Annotated in this window: 11 protein-coding genes and 1 tRNA gene; 11 read left to right on the top strand and 1 reads right to left on the bottom strand. The window is 62.7% G+C overall.

Translation table 11 applies throughout. From position 1 onward, the window contains the following. The first annotated feature begins 63 nt into the window (after nt 1–63). The 3 genes from ACQ4WZ_RS00355 to ACQ4WZ_RS00365 all read left to right on the top strand — a co-directional run bounded on the left by ACQ4WZ_RS00355 (nt 64) and on the right by ACQ4WZ_RS00365 (nt 2,425). The gene (locus ACQ4WZ_RS00355) at nt 64–984 is read left to right on the top strand and encodes a DMT family transporter (RefSeq protein ID WP_101482598.1); all 921 of its coding nucleotides are present in this window, start codon (nt 64–66) and stop codon (nt 982–984) included. 29 nt (nt 985–1,013) lie between these two features. Further along, a complete protein-coding gene (locus ACQ4WZ_RS00360; protein ID WP_436572304.1) occupies nt 1,014–1,403 on the top strand; it encodes a methylglyoxal synthase in 390 nt (129 codons plus the stop codon). Nucleotides 1,404–1,495: 92 nt separating this feature from the next. Then, nucleotides 1,496–2,425, top strand: coding sequence for a quinone oxidoreductase family protein (locus ACQ4WZ_RS00365; RefSeq protein ID WP_436573842.1), 930 nt, complete (start codon nt 1,496–1,498; stop codon nt 2,423–2,425). Between the two features lie 318 nt (nt 2,426–2,743). Here ACQ4WZ_RS00365 and ACQ4WZ_RS00370 read toward each other — a convergent pair whose 3' ends face one another. After that, nucleotides 2,744–3,373, bottom strand: a complete 630-nt coding sequence (locus ACQ4WZ_RS00370; RefSeq protein WP_436572305.1) for a DUF4136 domain-containing protein — start codon at nt 3,371–3,373, stop codon at nt 2,744–2,746. Between the two features lie 198 nt (nt 3,374–3,571). Here ACQ4WZ_RS00370 and pepN point away from each other — a divergent pair, with 198 nt between their 5' ends. The 8 genes from pepN to ACQ4WZ_RS00410 all read left to right on the top strand — a co-directional run bounded on the left by pepN (nt 3,572) and on the right by ACQ4WZ_RS00410 (nt 15,332). Continuing rightward, nucleotides 3,572–6,226: an aminopeptidase N gene (gene pepN / locus ACQ4WZ_RS00375; protein WP_436572306.1), complete on the top strand. Its 2,655-nt coding sequence runs from the start codon at nt 3,572–3,574 to the stop codon at nt 6,224–6,226. A gap of 35 nt (nt 6,227–6,261) precedes the next feature. Further along, nucleotides 6,262–7,263: a class 1 fructose-bisphosphatase gene (locus ACQ4WZ_RS00380; protein ID WP_101482594.1), complete on the top strand. Its 1,002-nt coding sequence runs from the start codon at nt 6,262–6,264 to the stop codon at nt 7,261–7,263. Nucleotides 7,264–7,380: 117 nt separating this feature from the next. Beyond that, nucleotides 7,381–7,456: transfer RNA gene (locus tag ACQ4WZ_RS00385), tRNA-Thr, on the top strand. A 396-nt stretch (nt 7,457–7,852) separates the two neighbouring features. After that, entirely contained in the window at nt 7,853–8,206 is a 354-nt protein-coding gene (locus tag ACQ4WZ_RS00390) for an ElaB/YgaM/YqjD family protein (protein ID WP_101482593.1), read from the top strand. A 239-nt stretch (nt 8,207–8,445) separates the two neighbouring features. Further along, entirely contained in the window at nt 8,446–10,857 is a 2,412-nt protein-coding gene (locus ACQ4WZ_RS00395) for a catalase (RefSeq protein WP_133989505.1), read from the top strand. A gap of 197 nt (nt 10,858–11,054) precedes the next feature. Next, nucleotides 11,055–12,749 (top strand): MFS transporter, encoded by a 1,695-nt coding sequence (locus ACQ4WZ_RS00400; protein ID WP_436572307.1) that lies wholly within the window; start codon nt 11,055–11,057, stop codon nt 12,747–12,749. After that, nucleotides 12,736–13,938: an HlyD family secretion protein gene (locus ACQ4WZ_RS00405; protein WP_243857948.1), complete on the top strand. Its 1,203-nt coding sequence runs from the start codon at nt 12,736–12,738 to the stop codon at nt 13,936–13,938. The genes ACQ4WZ_RS00400 and ACQ4WZ_RS00405 overlap by 14 nt, the downstream gene beginning before the upstream one ends. Continuing rightward, the gene (locus ACQ4WZ_RS00410) at nt 13,935–15,332 is read left to right on the top strand and encodes an efflux transporter outer membrane subunit (protein WP_436572308.1); all 1,398 of its coding nucleotides are present in this window, start codon (nt 13,935–13,937) and stop codon (nt 15,330–15,332) included. Before ACQ4WZ_RS00405 ends, ACQ4WZ_RS00410 begins: the two co-directional genes overlap by 4 nt. Nucleotides 15,333–15,346: the final 14 nt, after the last annotated feature.

A 15,346-nucleotide genomic window follows, 5' to 3' on the forward strand; every position in this document is an offset into this window, starting at 1 on the left:
ACTCAGAGGCTTGCGCTGTCGCTTGCGGGGATCTGACCCCAGCTTTTGCCTTACAATCTTGGCATGAGCTCCAGTCCCCCGCAAGCAACCCCTACATCGCTTCCCCGTTCCGTCTATCTCGGTGGCCTGGCCATCGCCGTGGGCGGGGCGGTGTTGTTTTCCACCAAGGCCATCGTCGCCAAGCTGCTGTACCGCTACCAGATCGACGCCGTCACCCTGATCGCCTTCAGGATGATCTTTTCGCTACCCGTGTTCGCCGTCATCGCCTGGTGGAAGATGCGCACGGAGCCGCCGCTGTCGACCAGCGACCGTTGGCGCCTCGTCGGTTTGGGTTTGGTCGGCTATTACTTGTCCAGCTACCTGGATTTCCTGGGCCTGCAATATATCTCCGTGGGGCTGGAGCGGCTGATTCTGTTTCTCACGCCCACTTTCGTGCTCCTGATTACCACCGTGTACTTCAAGCAGAGCATCAGCCGCCTCCAATGGCTGGCGCTGCTCACCTCGTATTGCGGTATCGTGCTGGTCTTCGTGCACGACTTGCAGGGTGGCGCCAGCAATGTGGCGCTCGGCTCGACCCTGGTGCTGGGATCGGCCTGTTCGTATGCCGTGTATCTGCTGGGATCCGGCGAACTGGTGAAACGCATCGGTTCGATGCGGCTCGTTTCCTACGCGATGTGCGTGGCCAGCTTTGCCTGCATTGCCCAGTTCTTCATCCTGCGCCCTGTCGAGCTGCTGATCCAGCCCATGCCCGTATATGGCTTGTCTTTGCTTAATGGCATCTTTTGCACGGTGATGCCCGTCTTCATGACGATGATCGCCGTCGAACGCATCGGCGCGCCCGTCGCTTCGCAGGCAGGCATGATCGGCCCCGTCTCGACCCTGTTCCTGGGCGCGATGATCCTCGATGAACCGATCACCAACTGGCAACTGGCTGGCACCAGCCTTGTATTAGCCGGTATTTACTTGCTGTCGAAAAAGAAATAATTCCTCCACCCACTGAAATGATCCTCACCATGAAAACACGCATCGCCCTGATTGCCCACGACAAGAAAAAAGATGACATGATTACCCTGGCGGGCGAATACCTGGACTTTCTCAAGGGCTGCGAACTGTCGGCCACGGGTACCACGGGCGGCCGCCTGATCAACGAGCTGGGCTTGCAAGTGGAGCGCAAGCATTCCGGCCCGTTCGGCGGCGACTTGCAGATCGGCTCCCTGCTGGTGGAAGGCTTGATCGATTGCGTGATCTTCCTGCGCGACCCGATGACGCCGCAGCCGCACGAGCCGGACATCAACGCCCTGGTGCGCGCCTGCGACGTACACAACGTGGCGTGCGCGACGAATCTGTCCTCGGCGCACCTGGTGCTGTCGCAGCTGCAGGCGCAGGCCGTTGCTGCCGACTGACGTTTTCCCGATTCTTCTTCAAGGAGCATATTGTGAGCGCAACGATTACCACCAAAGCCATCCGTGTACAGCGCGTGGGCGGCCCGGACGTGATGGAATATGTGGATGTGGAACTGCCGCCGCCCGGCCCCGGCGAAGCGCGCGTGAAACACGAGGCGATCGGCCTCAATTTCATCGATGTGTATTTCCGCACGGGCCTGTATCCGCAGCCGCTGCCCAATGGCCTAGGTGTCGAGGGGGCTGGCATCGTCGAGGCGGTGGGCGAGGGCGTCACGGAAGTGAAAGTGGGCGACCGCGTGGCCTATGCGGCGCGCATCAATGGCGCGTATGCGCAGCAGCGCAACTTGCCTGCGGCCCTGTTGCTGGTGCTGCCCGAGCGCATCGGCTTCGATACGGCAGCCGCCATGATGCTGCAGGGCTTGACGGTGCAATACCTGTTTCACCGCACGGTGGCGCTGAAGGCGGGCGATACCATTCTGTTTCACGCGGCGGCGGGCGGCGTGGGCCTGATCGCCTGCCAGTGGGCGAAGGTGCTGGGCGTGAACCTGATCGGCACGGCCGGTTCCGATGAAAAGGCGGCGCTGGCCAAGGCGCATGGCGCGGCCCACGTCATTAACTACAACAGGGAAAACTTCGTCGAGCGCGTGCGCGAGATTACGGGTTGCAAGGGCGTCTCCGTGGTCTACGATTCCATCGGCAAGGATACGTTTACGGGCTCGCTCGACTGCCTGGCGCCGCTGGGCATGATGGTCAGCTTCGGCAATGCGTCCGGGCCCGTGCCCGCGTTCACCCTCAGCGAGCTGGCCTCGCGCGGTTCGCTCTTCATCACGCGCCCGGCCTTGTTCAGCTATGCATCGAACCGCGCGAATCTGGAAGAGATGTCTGCCTCGCTGTTCGGTGTTGTCAGCAGCGGTGAAGTCAAAATCGAGATCAACCAGCGCTACGGCCTGGCCCATGTCGCCCAGGCGCACGCAGACCTGGAAGGGCGCAAGACCACCGGCTCGACCATCATCGTGCCATGAGCGGCGGTAGCGAAAACGACGGCACGCCGAAGTTCGGCCGCCTGTTGATCGTGTTGGTATTGGCCGTGGCCCTGATCGGCGTGCTCACTTTTGCCGCCGAGGCATATTATTCGTAGACATGAAAAAACCGGCTTGCGCATCGCTGCACAAGCCGGTTTCTTAAAAATACTCCAGACTTCTCGCGCCTGACAAAACCGTAGCGAGCGGAAGGGAGCTGCGGTCGAGAAGCGCAACTGTACGAAGTACGTGGCCGCCGAGGCAGTGAGCATCGCAGGCCGTAGATCACGACGCGCAGTAGGTTTTGACTGGCGCTTTCAGTTATTCCACCTTGACTTCGACTTTACGGGGCACGCCGCTCTGGCCGGGGAAGTCGGCAAAGGCGCTGGCCACCATGGCCGGCATCACTTGCGAGGTGGCGCGCTTGTTGCTGGTCGATTGCACGGTCACGTCGTACAGTTTCTTGCCGTTGCGGTCATTGATCGTCACGCGCAATTCGCGTTCGTATTTATGGCGCACGCTTTCTTCCACGTCCATCGGACCATACCAGTAAGGGTTGTAACCGAAGCGGCCATAGCCTGGCCATGCGCCGTAGCGATAGCCGTAGCGGCCAGGCCAGTAGCCGGGTCCATACCAGAATGGATCGGTGGCTTGCAGCACGCGCTCAGGATAGTCGACGGTGGAAAAATTCATCGCCACGCGCAAATTGGCTGCCGCAGGGCCGGAAGCTTCGCCGAAGCCGTGTTTTGCCAGTTCCGCGCGCACCAGGTTCTGATAGCTGCGGTATTCCAGCGTATCGTTTTCCGCCGCTGGCGCTTCAAATGCATATGATTTGTCCTGCAATTGCGCAGGCCACTCATGGAAGACGGTCACATCGCTGCGTATGGTGGTGGCGCATCCGGTCAGCAACACGGTCAATGCGGCCATCATGATGGTGAGATATCGTTTCATTGCATGATCTCCTGATAGTAGACGCAATTCATCACTTGGTATTATAAGAATAGTTCTATTTGTTTCCATGCATTATTACAGAATGTTACCTGGTATGTCTGCGTGTAAGGGAATCCAACATTCCTGAGTTGAATCGCGACTATCGGGGGGCTGGTGTTGGTAAAATAGGCTTTTGCCTCCGCTCCCACCCAAATCCCTATGCGCACAGACAGCCCTCAGACGATTTACCGCAAAGATTACACGCCGCCCAGCTTCCTGGTTGACAGCGTCGAACTTGGTTTCGATCTTGATCCCGCCCGCACAGTGGTGGCGAGCCGGATCCGCATGCGCCATAACCCGGCCAGCAGCAGCCGCAGCATCGAATTGCATGGCGAACACATTGAACTGGTGCAGGTACGCCTGAACGGCAAGCTGCTGAAACCGTCGCAGTACAAGCTGACGGCCAGCATGCTGACCATTCCCAAGGCACCGGATGAGGTGCTGCTCGATATCGAGACCGTGCTGGCGCCGCAGGACAATACCTCGCTGTCCGGCCTGTATGTGTCGAACCATAACTTCTTCACGCAGTGCGAAGCGGAAGGCTTCCGCCGCATCACCTTCTTCCCGGACCGCCCGGACGTGATGGCCAGGTACACCGTCATGCTGCGCGCCGACAAGGATAAGTATCCGGTGCTGCTATCGAATGGCAACCTGATCGAAGAGGGCGACCTCGGTGACGGACGCCATTACGCCAAGTGGGAAGACCCGTTCAAGAAGCCGTCTTACCTGTTCGCCCTGGTGGCGGCGCGCCTGGTATGCCAGGAAGAGCATTACAGGCTCAAGTCCGGCCGCGAAGTGCTGCTGCAGGTGTGGGTGGAAGAAGGCAACCTGGATAAAACCGATTACGCCATGCAGTCGCTGAAGAACTCGATCCGCTGGGACGAGGAGCGCTTCGGCCTGGAACTGGACCTGGACCGCTTCATGATCGTCGCCGTGGGCGATTTCAACATGGGCGCCATGGAAAACAAGGGTTTGAATATTTTCAATACCAAGTACGTGCTGGCCAACTCGCGCGTGGCGACCGACGTCGATTACGCGGGCATCGAAGCGGTGGTGGGCCACGAGTACTTCCATAACTGGACCGGCAACCGCGTGACGTGCCGCGACTGGTTCCAGCTGTCGCTGAAAGAAGGCTTGACGGTGTTCCGCGACCAGGAATTTTCGGCCGACATGATCGGTACGGACACGGGCCGCGCCGTCACGCGCATCGATCAGGTGCGCACGCTGCGCCAGGCGCAGTTCCCCGAAGATGCCGGTCCGATGGCGCATCCCGTGCGTCCCGATTCTTTTGTAGAGATCAATAACTTTTATACCGTCACCATCTACGAAAAGGGCGCCGAAGTGGTGCGCATGGTCCAGACGCTGGTGGGCCGCGACGGTTTCCGCAAGGGCATGGACCTGTACTTTGAACGTCACGATGGCCAGGCCGTGCAGTGCGACGACTTCCGCGCCGCCATGGCGGACGCGAATGGCCGTGATTTCACCCAGTTCGAGCGCTGGTACAGCCAGGCCGGCACGCCCATCGTCACCGCTTCCACGTGCTACGACGCTGCCAGCCAGACGTTTGAACTGACGCTGGCGCAAAGCTGCCCCGCCACGCCGGGCCAGCCGAAAAAACTGCCATTCCACCTTCCCGTCACCGTCGGCTTGCTGGCTGCCGATGGCCGCGACCTGCCGCTGCACGTGGACGGCGTGGCATCGAATGGCGCTACCAGCGTGGTGCTGGAATTGACCGAAGCGTCGCAAACCTTCCGTTTCACGAACGTGACGCAAGCACCCGTGCCTTCGCTGCTGCGCGATTTTTCCGCGCCCGTGGTGCTGGAGTACGACTATACCGATGCGCAGCTGCTGCACCTGTTCCGTCACGACAGCGACCCGGTGAACCGATGGGAAGCGGGCCAGCGCCTGGCCATGGAACGCCTGCTGAAACTGACCGGCGCCGTGGCCGCTGGCGAAGCGCTGGCGCTGGATGAGACCTTCATCGAAGCGCAGCGCGCCTTGCTGGCCGACGAAACGCTCGATCCTGCCTTCCGCGAGCTGGCCCTGATCCTGCCATCGGAAACCATCATCGCCGAGCGCATGGCGCAAGTCGACCCGCAGGCGATCCACGCGGCGCGCCAGTTCATGCGCCGCACTATCGCGGCAGCCATGAAACCTGAATTGCTGGCGCAGTACCACGCCAACCAGACGCCGGGCGACTACAGCCCCGACGCCCTGTCGGCCGGCAAGCGGGCCTTGAAAAACCTGGCCCTGTCCTATTTGCTGATCGCACCGGGCGAAGCGGAGCTGGCGCTGGCGCAGCAGCAGTTCGACGGCGCCGGCAACATGACGGACCGCGCGGCCGCCCTGGGCGCCCTGATACATTCGGGTTCGCCATCGCACGCGCAGGCGGCCCTGGCCAGTTTCTATCGCGACTTCGAGAACGAGGCGCTGGTGATCGACAAGTGGTTCGCCATGCAGGCGGCCGCACCAACGACCGACGTGCAAGCCGTGCGCCAGCTGATGACGCACCATGCGTTCACCTTGAAAAATCCGAACCGCGCGCGCAGCCTGATCTTCAATTTCACCAACGCCAATCCATCGCAATTCCACGCGGCAGATGGCAGTGGCTACGCATTCTGGGCCGAGCAAGTCATCGCGCTCGACGCCCTGAACCCGCAAGTGGCCGCCCGCCTGGCGCGCTCCATGGACCGCTGGCGCCGTTACGTGCCTGCGCTGCAAAGCCATATGCGTAGCGCGCTGGAAAAAGTCGCCGGCCAGGCCAGCCTGTCGAATGACGTGATGGAAGTGGTCAGCAAGGCTTTAGCGAACTAGCACAGCAAATCATCACCAAAAACAAAAGGGAATTCATGAAACGCATCAGTCTTACGCAATACCTGGTTGAAGAGCAGCGCTCGAACAACAGCATTCCGGCCGAACTGCGCCTGCTGATCGAAGTCGTCGCGCGCGCGTGCAAAACCATCAGCCATGCTGTCGGCAAGGGCGCCCTCGGTGAAGTGCTGGGCACGGCCGACACGGAAAACGTGCAGGGCGAAGTACAGAAAAAACTCGACATCATCTCCAACGAGATCCTGCTCGAAGCGAACGAATGGGGCGGCCACCTGGCGGCCATGGCGTCGGAAGAAATGGAATCGATTCACCCAATCCCGAACCGCTATCCGAAGGGTGAATACATGCTGCTGTTCGACCCACTCGATGGCTCGTCGAACATCGACGTCAACGTTTCCATCGGCACCATCTTCTCGGTGCTCAAAGCCCCGGAAGGCATGGGGCAGCCGACGGAGCAGGACTTCATGCAGGCAGGCACCAAGCAGGTTGCCGCCGGCTACGCCGTGTATGGCCCGCAAACCATGCTGGTACTGACCTTCGGCAATGGCGTGAACTGCTTCACCCTGGACCGCGAAATGGGTTCATGGGTCCTCACGCAAAGCAATATGCAGATTCCGCCGACGACGAAGGAATTCGCCATCAACATGTCGAACGCGCGCCACTGGCATCCGCCCGTGAAACGCTATGTCGACGAGCTGCTGGCCGGCGACACGGGTCCGCGCGGCAGCAACTTCAACATGCGCTGGATCGCCTCGATGGTGGCCGACGTGCACCGCATCCTGAACCGCGGCGGCATCTTCATGTACCCGGCCGACCTGCGCGACACCTCGATGCCGGGCAAGCTGCGCCTGATGTACGAAGCGAACCCGATGGCCTTCATCGTCGAGCAAGCCGGCGGCGCGGCCACCGATGGCCAGCAGCGCATCATGGACATCGCCCCGCACAAGCTGCATCAGCGCGTGCCCGTCTTCCTTGGCTCGAAAGACGAAGTGGCCCGCGTCACGGCTTACCACGCGGAGTAAAAAGCCGCACTTTTCCATGGATTTCAGCGGCCCGCAGCCGGGCCGCGAAAAAAAATGCAAAAAAGTTCGCGTTGACACTAGCAAATTTTGTGCATTGTTTGTAGAATGTGGGTCTTCGCCGTTGTAGCTCAGTTGGTAGAGCAGCACATTCGTAATGTGAAGGTCGCCAGTTCGATTCCGGCCAACGGCACCAAGTATTCGCAGTAGAAAAAAACCACCGCTCAAACGGTGGTTTTTTTTCGTCTGCAACTTTGTCGCCGCCAGCCTGCACTGGCGGGATCTCAGCCACCTCGCGCCTCCGGAGCAGCTCTTGCCATTGCAGGAGGAAGACGCCCCGCCCGCCACACTTGGCCGGCGGGGATTGCTATTTCCAACAGGAATTTAAGCCTGTGCCTCAAGGTGTGGCAGCGCACAGTGGCGCGCGGCGGGTGCGGTTAAGGTAGCGCTAACAGCTTGCTGCTGATCCACCGTTTGATATGGCTCAGCCCGGCAGCGTTTAGCCGCTTCTTTTCCCCTGAAGCGAGGAGAATCATGATTCGGTCACGGCATCGAGCATGGTTGAAATTATTCACTGTTAAAGGAAACCATCATGAACGCGATTGAAAAAACCAGCTCCGATTTGAATGGCAACGTCCAGGATACCCGCCAGGATTTGCACCGCACCATCGACAAGGTGGCTAGCCAAGCCCAGCCCCTGGCCGACAAGGTGGCCACGCGCGCGCATGACGGCGTGGATCAGGTAGGCGACCGCATCGACCAGGTCAGCGATACCGTCAGCAAGGCTTCCGAAACCCTGATGGCCCGCGGCAAGCAATTGGGCGCTGCCTGCCAGCGCGCCGGCGAGACGGGCCGTGGCTATGTGCGCGAGCGTCCGGCCGTATCCTTGCTGATTGCGGCAGCGGCCGGTTATGGCCTGTCGAAACTGCTGGGTTCGCGTAAATAAGTTTTACGCCTTCCTGGAAGGTGCTGTCGTGGGCGCTGTTCCCTGCGCCGTCATGGCGGGGCGGGCCAGCGCCCACGCGCACAAGACAGTAGCAAGCAGTAAAGGGGCGTGATGATGCGCTCCGTTTTGTCGTGTTTAATCGGCATACCTATTCCCATCCTTATTTTGATTGCCCTGTTCGTGCGCTGAATGAGGGAGTTGTAGCGTTCTCCCGGGGCGAATTTCTCACAGGAGATGACATGGCTAGCAACAAGAAAACGCCGTCCACGGACGGTGCGGGTTCCGTTTTAAGCAGCATGTCCGGTCCATCCGACAGCAAGGCGCCGCACAGCCTGGGCTCGGATAATGACGTGACCCGCGCACTGCTGCAAAAAACGGCCGCCGGCCAGGAGCTGGCCGCCGCCATGGCTGTCAATCCCAAGGAAGATGGCCAGTATGGCGAGGCGGCGCGCACGCCTGCCGAAGGCGTGCATGTGGCAGCGGGTGAACCGCTGGCAACGGCCAGCACCACGGGTGAAACGACAGCATCAGCGAAGACGGGCGATGGCCAGCCAGCGCTGGGCGAGAATGCGCGTAATGCCTCGCTGGACGGCGCCCGCAGCGACGACAACGGCTGTGTGTTGACGACCAATCAGGGCGTGCCCGTGGGTGACAACCAGAATTCGCTGAAGGCGGGTTTGCGCGGCCCCACCCTGATGGAAGACTTCATTTTGCGTGAAAAGCTCACGCATTTCGACCACGAGCGCATCCCCGAGCGCGTCGTGCATGCGCGCGGTTCGGCCGCCCATGGTTACTTTGAATGCTACAAGGAGCAAGGCAAGCTGACGCGTGCCGCGCTGTTCGCCAAGGCGGGCAAGCGCACACCCGTCTTCGTGCGCTTTTCCACCGTGGCCGGCGAACGGGGTTCGACCGATACGGCACGCGATGTGCGCGGCTTCGCCGTGAAGTTTTATACGGACGAGGGCAACTGGGACCTGGTGGGCAATAACATTCCCGTCTTCTTCATCCAGGATGCGATGAAATTTCCCGACCTGATCCACGCCGTCAAGCCCGAGCCGCACCATGGCATGCCGCAGGCGGCCAGCGCACACGACACCTTCTGGGATTTCGCCTCGCTGTCGCCTGAAATCACGCACATGCTGATGTGGGCCATGTCCGACCGCGCCATTCCGCGCAGCTACCGCATGATGCAGGGCTTTGGCGTGCACACCTTCCGTCTCGTGAATGCCAAGGGCCAGTCCGTCTTCTGCAAATTCCACTGGTCGCCGATGGCCGGCACGCATTCCCTTGTGTGGGACGAAGCCGTCAAGATCAGCGGCGCAGATTCCGACTTCCACCGGCGCGACCTGTGGGAAGCCATCGAGTGCGGCGAGTATCCCGAGTACGAGCTGTCCTTCCAGGTGTTCACGGAAGCGCAGGCCGAAGCATTTCCCTTCGACGTACTCGATCCCACCAAGCTGATCCCCGAAGAGCTGGTGCCGCTTGTCCCCGTCGGCAAAATGGTCTTGAACCGCAACCCGGACAATTTTTTCGCCGAGACGGAGCAGGTGGCCTTTTGCACGGCGCACATCGTGCCCGGCATCGATTTTTCCAACGATCCGCTGCTGCAGGGCCGCATTCACTCGTACATGGACACGCAGATCACGCGCCTGGGCGGCGCCAACTTCCATGAAATTCCCATCAATGCTCCGCTGGCGCCCCTGCACAACAACCAGCGCGACGGCATCCACCGCCAGGCCATCAACCGTGGCCGGGTGGCCTACGAACCCAATTCGCTGGCGGGTGGCTGCCCGTTCCAGGCGGGTACGAAGGGTTTTAACAGTTTTCCCGCGCCCGCCGAAGGCGACAAGGTGCGCGGCAAGCCCGAGAAGTTCGCCGAGCACTATGGCCAGGCGCGTTTGTTCTGGATCAGCCAGACGCCTGTCGAACAAGACCATATCGTGCACGCCTTCCGCTTTGAACTGAGCAAGGTACAGACGGTGGTGATCCGCCAGCGCATCGTCGCCATGCTGCGCAATGTCGACGAAACCCTGGCACAGCGCCTGGCTGATGCACTGGGCCTGGCGCTGCCGCCCGTCATGCCGCGCGCCTCCCTGCAGCCGCTGCCCGCGTATGCGCCGTCGCCGGCACTGTCGCTCTTTTTCCGTCCCGGCAAGACGGGCATCCATACCCTGCGCGTGGCCATCCTGGTGGGGCCGGGCAGCGATGGCGCGCAGGTGCGCAACATCTATGCATCGTTGCTCTCCGATGGCGCCGTGCCACGGCTGGTGGGCAGCCTCCTGGGGAAAGTCGACACCAGCGGCGGTGCGCCACTCGACGTGGAAATCTCGCTCGAAGCGGGACCGTCCGTGCTGTTCGACGCCGTCGTGCTTCCCGATGGCCAGGGCGCCGTGCAGCAACTGGCTGACGACGCCAACGCGCTCGACTTCCTGCGCCTGCAATACCGACACTGCAAGCCGATGCTTGCCGTCGGCGCGGGCAAGGGTTTGCTGGACAAGGCTGGTGTGCCGGCGGCCCTGCCCGATGGCAAGCCTGATCCAGCCGTCATCGTCGCGCCGTCCGGCGACGTGGTGAAAGCCGTGGCGGCCTTTAAAAAGGCGCTGGCGGCGCACCGGGCATTCGCGCGCGAAACGGATCCGCCAAGGGTGTGAGTGGCTGGATCAGCAACGGGGCCGGATCCGCCTGTCCCGTTGCATACCCTGTTTGCTCTGCATGCGCAACGCCATGCAACAATGTAAACAATAAAAACGTCCTGCGGTGATATGCTGCTGACTAGAACTGTTCATTTGCAACCATTTCCATAACACCAGCGAAGAACGGCTTCAGCAAACCGGATCGCGATTACTGCATGGACAAGTACACACCTCGCACCTGGGGGCCGGGCGAACGCCCGACCTTGCCCGGGTCGCCATCGATGCCCGAACATTCGACGCCCAAGCGTGTCGCGTATTTCATCGTCGGCCTGATCGTCGCGCTGACGGGGGGGCTGGGCAACGGCCTGGTGACTGCCAATTTGCTGAACCTGCAAGGTTCGCTGGCCGCCTATGCCTACCAGATGCAGTGGCTGCCGGCTGCCTACGTGATGACCATCGTGTCCATGAATTTGCTGCTGGTGAAGTTCCGCCAGCAGTTCGGCCTGCGCCTGTTCACCGAAGCGTTCCTGGTGCTGTATGCGCTGGTGACGTTCGCCCACCTGTATGCCAATACCTTGCCGTCGGCGATCGCCGTGCGCGCCGCGCATGGCATGGTGGGCGGCGCGCTGGGGGTGCTGGGCCTGTACTACACCCTGCAGGCGTTTCCCGCGCGGCACCGCCTGAAGGGGGTGGTGCTGGGCCTGGGCTTTGCCCAGCTGGCCTTGCCGCTGGCGCGCATCTTTACCTCCGAACTGCTGCAGATCGGCGAATGGCACGGCCTGTACCTGTTTGAGCTGGGCCTGGCCCTGCTGGCGCTCGGTTGCGTGCTGGCCCTGAAACTGCCGCCCGGCGACCGCGTGCAGACCTTCGAGCCGCTCGATTTCCTCACCTTCATCCTGTTCGCGCCCGGCGTGGCCCTGCTGTGCGCGGTGCTGGCGCAGGGACGCACGGCGTGGTGGATGGAATCCGATTGGGTGGGCGTGTGCCTGGCGTGCTCCATTGTGCTGATCGCCGCCTCGCTGGCCATCGAGCATAACCGCGCACGCCCGCTGCTCAACACGCGCTGGCTCACCACGGGCAAGATCGCCAAGCTATTTTTATCCGTGCTGCTGTTTCGCATCGTGCTGTCCGAATCGACGGGGGCGGTCGGCTTCCTGCAGGCGCTGGGCTTGAATACGGACCAGATGCAGAACCTGTTCATCGTGGTGCTCCTGGGCAGTGTGGCGGGCCTGCTGGTCAGCGCGCTGACGATCAATCCGGCGACCCTCCACCGTTCGCTGATGTTCGCGCTGCTGCTGATCGCCGCCGGGGCGTTGATCGACGCGCACACCACCAGCCAGACGCGCCCCGTCAACATGTATGTCAGCCAGTTCCTGCTGGCCTTTGGCGGCACGTATTTCCTCGGCCCCACCATGGTGGCCGGCATGGGCGCCGTGATCGCCGAACCGCGCAACCTGGTGAGTTTTTCCGTGATGTTTACCATGACGCAGAACCTGGGCGGCTTGCTCGGTTCGGCCATCGTCGGCACCATCCAGACGGCGCGCGAAAAATACCATTCCAGCTACCTGGTCGAGCACCTGACCATGCTCGACCCACAGGTGGCCGCGCGCGTGCAGTCCGGTGCCGCAAGCTACGGCGGCGTGCTGATGGACCCCGCCCTGCGCGGCGCCCAGGGCGTGGCGCGCCTCGGCGCCATCGCCACGCGCGAAGCCAATGTGCTGGCCTATAACGATGTTTTTTTGATGATCGCGGGCGTCGCCATCGCCACCTTGATCTGGATGCTGGTCAGCCAGTCCTGGACCCGCATCACCACCGGCGCGCGCCGGCTGGTCGGCCCAGTGCGCGATGCGCAGACGGCCATGGCCATCGTCCCCATTACCAATTCGGAACCGAGCAATGACAGAAAATAACACCACGCCGCCAGTACCGCCATCCGCACCTGCAGCGCCTCCTGCGCCAGTCCCCGCGGCTACCACCACGCCACCGCAACCGGACCGGCGCCACCAGTGGCTGTCCGCGCTGGCCTTTGCCGCCGTGGCCCTGGTGGGCGTGCTGATCGTGCTGTATGCGTGGCGTTTGCCGCCGTTCACCAGTCCCATCGTGACGACGGAAAACGCCACCGTGCGGGGACAGGTGACCATCATCGGCACGCAGCTGTCCGGCTATGTGGTGGAAGTGACTGTGCAGGATTTCATGGATGTGAAGGAAGGCCAGCTGCTGGTGCGCATCGACGACCGCATCTACCAGCAGCGCTACGAGCAGGCGCAGGCGCAGCTGGCGGCGCAGCAGGCGGCGCTGTCGAACTGGGCGCAGCAGAAGGCCAGCGCGCAGGCGGGGATTTCGGTCAGCGAGGCGGCCCTGGCCAACGCGGAAGCGCAGGCGCGCAAGGCCAGCGCCGACTTGAATCGCGTGGAGCAGCTGGTGGCCGACGGTTCGCTGTCGCAGCGCGAACACGACCAGTCGCGCGCCACGCAGGCGCAGATGGCGGCCGCGCTGGCGCAGGCCCGCGCCAATCTCGACATCGCCCAGCAAAGCGTACATAGCGTGGTGGTCAACAAGCAGGCCCTGGAAGCGGCGGTGGCAAACGCGCAGGCGGCCGTCAAGGCGGCAAAGATCGACCTCGATAACACGCGCATCGTCGCGCCATCCGACGGCCAACTGGGCCAGGTGACGGTGCGCCAGGGCGCCTACGTGAATTCGGGCGCGCAGCTGATGGCGCTGGTGCCGCGCCAGATGTGGGTGATCGCCAATTTCAAGGAAACGCAGATGAACGGTGTGCAGGAAGGGCAGAGCGCCACCTTCCACGTCGACGCGCTCGATGGCGCCGTGCTGACGGGGCAGGTGGAACGCATATCTCCAGCCACCGGTTCCGAGTTTTCCGTGCTGCCAGCCGATAACGCGACGGGTAATTACCTGAAGATTGCCCAGCGCATTCCCGTGCGCATCCGCATCGATGCGGGGCAGGCGAATGCGCGCCGACTCGTGCCGGGCATGTCGGTGGTGGTCAGCGTCGACACCTCCGCCGTATTGAACGACTCGGCGGACAATCCCGCACCACCGCCTGCACCGAAAAAGGCGGCCGCAAAGGCCAAGCCATGAAGCGCCGCCTCCTGCTGATTACCGGCGTGCTGGCGCTGGCTGGCTGCGCCGCCAATGCGCCACCGCAGCCCCCGTCGGCCCTGCAACTGCCGTCCGGCTGGCGCGCGCACGGCGAGGGCGGCGCAGTGTCCGCGCATGGCACGCAGGTGGAGCAGCTGTGGTGGCAGGCGTTCGGCGATCCTGTTTTAAGTGATCTGGTGGGAGAGGCGCTGGCGCGCAATGGCGACTTGCGCGTGGCGCGCGCCCGCATGCAGGAATACCGCGCACGCCTGGCGCAGGCCGATGCGAACCGCGCGCCGAACCTGGCCTTTGACGGCTCGCCCACGCGCACGCGCACGCTGGCCTACAACGGCGTGCCGTATGTGACGAATGTCTTCCAGGCAGAACTGCAGGCCAGCTATGAAATCGATGTGTGGGGCCGGCTGGCCAGTCTGAGCGATGCGGCCGGAGAGAGCTACCGCGCCGAGCAGGCCAGCCTCGATGCGGCGGCCCTGTCGATCGCCGCCAGCGTGGCCACGGCCTACCTGAACCTGCGCGGACTCGACGCGCAGCTGGCGCTGACGCAATCGACCCTGCAGCTGCGCGAACAGTCGCGCGAGCTGGCGCGCAAGCAGTTCGAGGTGGGCTACAGCTCGCGGCTGGAATGGCTGCAGGCGCAATCGGAATACCATGCGGCGGCCGAACAGGTGCCGCAGCTGCAGCGGCAGATTTTTGAACAGGAAAACGCGCTGGCCGTCCTCGTCGGTGGCAATCCCGGCCCCATCGCGCGCGGCTTGCCGCTGGCCGAACTGTCGGCGCCTGGCGTGCCGGCCGGCCTGCCGTCCGAACTGCTGCGCCGGCGGCCCGACATCGCGCGCGCGGAACACAATCTGGCGGCCGCCAATGCCAGCCTGGCAGCCACGCGCGACCAGCTGCTGCCCTCGTTCAAGCTGACGGCGACCGGCGGCGGGCAAGCCACCACCTTGACTGATTTCCTGCATGCGCCGACGGCGCTGTGGCGGCTGACGGCGCTGGCGGCCGGCCCCCTGTTCGACGGCGGGCGGGTGCAGGCGCAGACGGATGCGGCCGGCGCGCAGCGCGACCAGCTCGTGTATACCTATGAAAACGTGGTGAGGAATGCTTTCGCCGAAACGGAAAACAGCCTGGGTGCCATCTATCGGCTCCAGCAGCAAGCCGTGGAAAACGACGCGCGCCGCGCCACGGCGGCTGATACCCTGCGCATCGCGCATAACCGCTACCGCAATGGCTACGCATCGTACCTGGAAGAACTCGATGCGCAGCGTACCCTGTACAGCGCCGATGTGGGCTTGCTGCAGCTGAAAACGCGCATCCTCGTCGCTTCGGTCGACCTGTACCGGGCCATGGGCGGCGGCTGGTCCGCTGGTGGACGATAGCGCCCGCGTGTCCG

Source organism: Janthinobacterium darwini, from assembly GCF_051380905.1.
Classification (GTDB): domain Bacteria; phylum Pseudomonadota; class Gammaproteobacteria; order Burkholderiales; family Burkholderiaceae_D; genus Janthinobacterium.